General features: G+C 64.9%; 6 protein-coding genes and 1 pseudogene. 3 read left to right on the top strand and 4 right to left on the bottom strand.

The genetic code is table 11. From position 1 onward, the window contains the following. From EN780_RS25355 to hemP, 4 genes are all read right to left on the bottom strand, one after another. Nucleotides 1-772, bottom strand: a 772-nt coding sequence (locus EN780_RS25355) for an iron ABC transporter permease (RefSeq protein ID WP_133372711.1), incomplete at its 3' end; no start/stop codon positions are given. A 2-nt stretch (nt 773-774) separates the two neighbouring features. Next, the gene (locus EN780_RS25360; RefSeq protein ID WP_128275650.1) at nt 775-1,671 is read right to left on the bottom strand and encodes a hemin ABC transporter substrate-binding protein; all 897 of its coding nucleotides are present in this window, start codon (nt 1,669-1,671) and stop codon (nt 775-777) included. Nucleotides 1,672-1,683: 12 nt separating this feature from the next. Further along, on the bottom strand, nt 1,684-2,745 hold the full coding sequence (locus EN780_RS25365) for a hemin-degrading factor (protein WP_128275651.1): 1,062 nt from the start codon (nt 2,743-2,745) through the stop codon (nt 1,684-1,686). 36 nt (nt 2,746-2,781) lie between these two features. Beyond that, nucleotides 2,782-2,988: a hemin uptake protein HemP gene (hemP, locus tag EN780_RS25370; RefSeq protein WP_126054152.1), complete on the bottom strand. Its 207-nt coding sequence runs from the start codon at nt 2,986-2,988 to the stop codon at nt 2,782-2,784. A gap of 281 nt (nt 2,989-3,269) precedes the next feature. On the opposite strand from hemP, the gene EN780_RS25375 reads away from it, so the two are divergent. The 3 genes and pseudogenes from EN780_RS25375 to EN780_RS25385 all read left to right on the top strand — a co-directional run. Continuing rightward, the gene (locus tag EN780_RS25375; RefSeq protein WP_245500132.1) at nt 3,270-5,408 is read left to right on the top strand and encodes a TonB-dependent hemoglobin/transferrin/lactoferrin family receptor; all 2,139 of its coding nucleotides are present in this window, start codon (nt 3,270-3,272) and stop codon (nt 5,406-5,408) included. Between the two features lie 5 nt (nt 5,409-5,413). Further along, on the top strand, nt 5,414-5,854 hold the full coding sequence (locus EN780_RS25380; RefSeq protein ID WP_128275653.1) for a hypothetical protein: 441 nt from the start codon (nt 5,414-5,416) through the stop codon (nt 5,852-5,854). A 46-nt stretch (nt 5,855-5,900) separates the two neighbouring features. Continuing rightward, nucleotides 5,901-6,200: pseudogene (locus tag EN780_RS25385) on the top strand (energy transducer TonB); the annotation flags it as partial.

The following is a 6,200-nucleotide window of genomic DNA, read 5'->3' on the forward strand; positions in this document are numbered from 1 at the left end:
CCGTCGCTTCACCCAGCGCCAGCGCGTTGAGGCCGCGCGCCAGGAACGGCATCGCCGAGAGGGCCAGAACGATGACGGGCCCGACGGAGCCGATCTTCTGCCAGGTCGCGCCGGCGAGCGAGCCGAGCTGCCAGAAGGTCATGTCGCGCAACTGCCGATCGTCGGCCATGAAGATCAGGATCCCGGTCAGCGCCATGGCAAGCGCAGCGAGCGCAAGGCCGGCGAGCAGCATGGTGGCGACCGAGGTGCGGCCATGCCTGGTCGCAACGCGATAGAGCAGCAGCGTCACCGCCAGCCCGCCAGTGAAGGCCGCCAGCGGCAGCGCCAGCGTGCCGAGCGCCGAGGTGAGCGACGCAAGCCGGGTCGAACCGAGCACGATGACGGCGACGGCGCCGAGGCTGGAACCGGCCGAGACGCCGATTAGGCCGGGGTCGGCGAGCGGATTGCGGAACAATCCCTGCATAACCGCCCCCGACACGGCGAGTGCGGCGCCGATCAGCACGCCGAGCAAGACGCGCGGCAATCGGATGTCGTAGACGATCAGCCGGTCGCGGGCGCTCAATACCGCGTCGCCGGTCACCGCACCGGCGAGCCAGTCACCAACGACGCCGACAGCCGAGGCGTCGGAGGCGCCCGATGTCAGCGACAGCAGCACCGAAACGACAAGCGCCACGCAGAGAAGCAGTATGACAAGCCGAGCGCGCGCCGAGCGGTCGCCCTCGGCCACCGTCGCCACCCTGCCCGCCGCGCCGGCGGTCGATTGATCCGCCATGATCAGTCCGTGACCTGGCCGCCATAGAGCGAAACGGCAAGGTCGTGGATGGCTTCTGCCGTGCGCGGTCCGAAGCCGAGCAGATAGCCGCCATCCATGCGGATGACCTTGCGGGCGAGGCCGGCCGGCGTCGAGGCAATCGACGGGTTAGAGAACAGCTCGTCGTCGGACACCGCCGGTCCTGCATTGTCCATCATCAGGATGACGTCCGGCTTCGCGGTGACGACCGCCTCGTCCGACATCTGTTTGTAGCCGGAGAAGCCCTCGACCGCGTTGACGCCACCGGCCAGCCTGACGATGCCGTCGGCGGCGGTGTCGCTGCCGGCGGCAAGGATCTTGCCGCCCTGTGTCGACAGCACGAACAGGATACGCTTGCGCTCCTTGATCGAGGCCGTCTGCTTCTCGGCGGCCCTCAGTCCGGCGCCGACCTCGGCCGCCAGCCTGTCGGCCTTGGCGTCGACGCCGAGCGCCTTGCCGACGAGGCGGATTTTTTCGAGGATTCCGTCATGGGTGTAGTGCTCGGGCACCTCTATGAAGGGAACGCTCGACTTCCTCAGAACGTCGACCGCTTCCTTCGGGCCGCTGCCGTGCAGGGCCAATATTCCCGACGGATTGACCGACAGCACGCCTTCCGGCGACAGCTGGCGCATATAGCCGACGTCCGGCAGCTTGAGCGCGGCTTCCGGATAGCGGCTGGTCGAGTCGCGCGCGACAAGGTGGCCCTCTTCACCGAGCGCGTAGACTATCTCGGTGATCGAGCCGCCGATGGCGACGATCTTCGACGTGTCGGCGAAGGCGGTCGCGGCTTCCTCGGCTCGAACCGGCAGGACGGCAAGAAGAAGCGAAAGTCCGATTGCCGGGGCAAGCTTCGGTCGCGACAGACTGGGGAAGGAAACCATGGTTCATCCTCCTCAGGCGGCGGTCGGGCTTGGAATGCGCGGCAGGTTCTCGGCGAGGAAGCGCCAGTCGTCGCGCTCACCCTCGCCTTCGTGGCGCTTGCCGAAGAACTGGATGATCATCTTGCCGTCGGCGCCATAGGCTTCGAGCGAGGTGACATGGCCGTCCTTGGTCGGCTTGCGCACGGCCCAGACCTCGTGGATGTGGTCGTTCCTGAGATGCAGGTGGAACGTCTCGTCGAGCACGTTGATCCACGGCCCCATCGGCTTGACCGCCTTGATCGGACCGGAATGGATCTGGATGCAGCCGCGGTTGCCCACGAAGCACATGATCGGCATCGCGCCTTCGGCGACGTGATGGAACATGGCTGCTACGGCATCCTTGTCGAGCAGCCAGGCATAATCCTGGCCGACCATGCGCACCGCCTGGCGGCGGCTGAGCTTAAGCGTCTTCAGCATGCCGAAGAACTGATGCACGTCGGTGAGCCTGCTCCACCGGTCGCGCAGATCGTCGATGCTGGCCGCCTGCCCCTCGACTTCCGGCTCCTCCTCGCTCGCGCTTGCCGACACGGAAACGATCGGCTCCTGGTTCGACGATTCCAGTTCCGCCACCAGCTTCTGGTAGGCGTAGAGGTTCGAGGCGGGCCTGAGATGCACCTTGTGCACCGCCTCGCCCGAAGCATCGAAGAACTGCAGGCTGCGGCGGATGTCGCCGCCGTCGCGCTTCTCGACGGCAAAGCCATGCGCCCAGACTTTCGGGAAGATGCGCAGGTCGATGTTCTCGCCGAGCACCATGGCGTTGTGGTTGCCGGTGACGACCTTGTCGTAGACGCCGATCTTCTCGTGCACGGCGCTCTCGTTGCGGGTCAGCGCCATCACCTCGCCGACAGCTTCGAGGCCGGTCAGCAAATCGTTGACGCGCGGCTCGACCCGCACGACGCCCTGCCCGCAATGAGCCGCGACGAGTTCCGCTTCCGAGATGCCGAGCTCGGCGGCAAGGTCGCGCTCGCGCGCTTTCGGATTGTCTTCCCGCGCCCGCCGGATTTCATGCGGTGTGGGTTTCACGCGCTGGTCCATGTCTTCCCCTGCCTTCAGCCTGTCGTCGGTTGCGGCTTACTTGTTGAGGATCAGCTTGCCCTGGCGGGTGATCTTCAACCGATAGAGCGCGCCATGGTGCTCGATGCCGATCTCGTGCTCGCCTTGGAAAAGCGTGTTGCTGGAGAGCGTCCTCACCGCCAGCGGAACCCGGTCGAAACGGGTGGCAACATCTTCGGAACGACGAACGCGATAGCGGAAATCGTTTGCGTTGTGCGTGTTCATCTGGGTCGGTCCTTTCCCTGTGCCGGCCAACTGGCCGGACGCCTGCATAAAATGCCGATTCATTTCTTGACTCGAATAATCATGTTTTATAACCAGTGCAATACCGGAGTAAATGAGTCAACATTTAACGCGCCGGATGTGATGAAAAAAATGCCAGCGAGCCTCGGCCAGCCAGCAGCGAACCTGGAATCTGGAGCTGGGGCATGGGGTTGGCGAATTGGCAAAGGCTGGGTCTGGCGTATGAGAACGCGGGCTCGGCGCAACGGTCTATGGCAAGGGGAATGACCGCGCTTCTGGCCGGCGCGGCGGCGATCGCGATCCTGACCCCGCCGGCAAGCGCGCAGCAGACAGCCCAGGCTGCAAGCGACCAGCAGGCCGATCCTGCAAAGAAGACGGAAGAGACGAAGCCGGCCGAGGCGACGCTGCTCGACAAGATCCTGGTGCTCAGCCGCACCGGCGAGACGGCGATCCAGTCGCTCGCCTCGGCCAGCCATGTCGACCGCGAGCAGCTCGACCGCCGCATGGCGACGACGCCGAACGAGATGCTGCTCGGCGTGCCGGGGGTGACCGTGCAGGCCGACGCGCGCCGCGTCAGCTCCAGCATCAACATCCGCGGCCTGCAGGATTTCGGCCGCGTCGCGGTCATCATCGACGGCGCCAGGCAGGATTTCCAGCGCTCCGATCATGGCACGCAGTCGACCTTCTACGTCGACCCTGAACTCATCAAATCCGTCGACGTGATCCGCGGTCCGGTCGCCAACACCTATGGCTCCGGCGCCATCGGCGGCGTCGTCTTCTTCGACACCAAGGATGCCGAGGATTTCCTCAAGCCGGAGGAAAGCTGGGCTAGCGCGCTCACCGGCCGTTATGAAAGCAACGGCAAGGGCTGGACCACCAGCGCCACCGGCGCCTACCGCTTCAACGAGAACTGGGATGTGCTCGGCAACATCGTCTACCGCGACTATGACGACTACAAGAATGGCGGCGGCGACACTGTCGGCGGCACCGGCTTCGACGTGCTGAGCGGCCTGCTCAAGACCACGATCCGCCCGACCGAGAACAGCGAGTTGAAACTCGGCTGGGTCGGCTCCAGCGACGGCTGGACGGAGACCAGCAGCGGCGTGCCGGCCAACGATGTCGACCTGAAGTCGAACACTTTTACAGCCCGCTACAACATCACCGACGACGCCAGGAGCTGGCTCGATCTCCACATCAACGCCTCCTACAACAAGACCAACCTCGATCTGACCAGCCTTGTCGCGCAAAACCGGTTCGATCCGGAAACCGGTCTTCCCGTCGTGTTGCCTGCGGGGTCGACCTCGACCTTCGATGTCGGCACAACCGGCATCGATATCTGGAACACGTCGCGCTTCGAGACCGCCGGCGTCGCGCACGAGCTGACCTATGGCGGCGACTGGGTCGGCGACAATGTCGAGACGGGCGGTACCGCCGGCGGCGACAGCTTCTACACGCCGTCCGGCAAGCGCAACGTCTCCGGCGCCTACATCCAGGACAAACTGACCTGGGAGTGGCTCGAGGTGATCACCGGCCTGCGTTACGACAGCTACAGGCTAAAGGATTCGGATAACGAGACATCCGGCGACAGGCTGTCGCCGCGCATCACCGTCGGCGTCTCGCCCTTCGAAAGCGCCAGCCTGTCTGGCCTGCAGTTCTATGGCACCTACGCCGAAGGCTACCGCTCGCCCTCGCTGACGGAGACGCTGATCAGCGGCAACCATCCGGCCGGCGTCAGCTTCCCGTTCCTGCCCAACCCCAACCTGCGGCCCGAAACCGGCAAGACGGTCGAATTCGGCGTCAACTTCAAGCAGAACGACATCTTCGAAGCCGGCGACGCGCTGCGGCTCAAGGCCGCCTATTTCAACAACAATGTCGACGACTACATTGACGGCGTCGTGCTGTCGGCATTCGACCCGACCAGCGGCTGCCCGTTCGGCCCGGGCATCCCGATCTGCTTCCAGTACCAGAACTTCGCCAAGGCCAAGATCAACGGCTTCGAACTGGAAAGCGTCTACGACGCCGGCTGGGGTTATGCCGGGCTCTCGGCCTCTGTCATCGACGGCCACACCATTTCCTACAAGGGCGTGCGTGCCGACCTTGCCACCATTCCCTCCACCCAGGTCACCGCGCAGCTCGGCCTTCGCTTCCTCGAAGACAAGCTGACCGTGGGCGGCGAGGTGCAGTACAATGGCAAGCCCAAGGGCAACTCCGTGGCCAAGGACTATACGCTGGTCAACGCCTTCGCCAGCTACCAGGCGACCGACAATCTCAAGGTCGACTTCCGCGCCGACAACCTGTTCGACGTCAAATACACCAACCCGCTGAACGGCAGCACGACGGCTGTCCTCTACGAACCCGGCATCACGCTGAAGCTGGGGGCGACCATGCGCTTTGGGGGCTGACGACCATGACAAGCTTGACGGCATCGCTTCGTCTGCTGGCCTCGACGCTGGCGATGTCGCTTGCGGCGGCGCCGGCGTGGGCCCAGTCCGCGTCGGCCCCTCAACTCAGCCTCGAGCTTAATGCCGCGCAGCCCTCCGACAAAGGCTGCCGGCTGACCTTCGTGGTCAACAACGCGCTCGGCGCCGACCTGTCGAAGGCCGCCTTCGAGATCGCTCTGTTCAACGAGGCCGGCGTCGTCGACCGCTTGACCGTGCTTGACTTCAAGGAGCTGCCAGCGGGCAAGACCAAGGTGACGCGCTTCGATCTTGCCGGCACCGACTGCGCCAAGGTCAGCCGCGTGCTGATCAACAGCGCGGCCGAATGCGCCGGCGCTGGCGTCAAGCCGGCCGGCTGCATGCGCGGCCTGAAGACCTCGACCAAGACCGGCATCGCTTTCGGAGTCTGATGCAACGGTGGGAATAGAGCCCGCTCTCGCGCGAGATGCCTGGCCTATGGCCGGCATCGACTTCGCGCCGCTCGCGGCAACCGATCTTGATTTGACAATTTGCGACTGGTCGCGGCAGTTTTCGGCCCGCGCCATGCAGGACATCAGTGAAATTTCCGACCTCAGCAGCGAGTTGACGGCAACACCAGGCGAGCCGCTTGCGGGCGCGCGGGCGCCGGAAAGGAACCTCAATTGGATCGCGACGATCGGCGCGTCCGGCACCCTTCATGCGGCGCTGGCGGCGGCCTTGATGATTGCGCCGGCGACAACCCTTAGTTTTCAGGACGCCATGCAGGCGGAGGGCGCC

It is taken from the genome of Mesorhizobium sp. M4B.F.Ca.ET.089.01.1.1 (assembly GCF_004022605.1).
Taxonomy (GTDB): domain Bacteria; phylum Pseudomonadota; class Alphaproteobacteria; order Rhizobiales; family Rhizobiaceae; genus Mesorhizobium; species Mesorhizobium abyssinicae.

What these genes read in the sequence shown, in the direction of transcription:
- EN780_RS25360 (WP_128275650.1), bottom strand. Translation starts at nt 1,671, where the DNA reads ATGGTTTCCTTCCCCAGTCTGTCGCGACCGAAGCTTGCCCCGGCAATC.
- EN780_RS25365 (WP_128275651.1), bottom strand. Translation starts at nt 2,745, where the DNA reads ATGGACCAGCGCGTGAAACCCACACCGCATGAAATCCGGCGGGCGCGG.
- hemP (WP_126054152.1), bottom strand. Translation starts at nt 2,988, where the DNA reads ATGAACACGCACAACGCAAACGATTTCCGCTATCGCGTTCGTCGTTCC.
- EN780_RS25375 (WP_245500132.1), top strand. Translation starts at nt 3,270, where the DNA reads ATGACCGCGCTTCTGGCCGGCGCGGCGGCGATCGCGATCCTGACCCCG.
- EN780_RS25380 (WP_128275653.1), top strand. Translation starts at nt 5,414, where the DNA reads ATGACAAGCTTGACGGCATCGCTTCGTCTGCTGGCCTCGACGCTGGCG.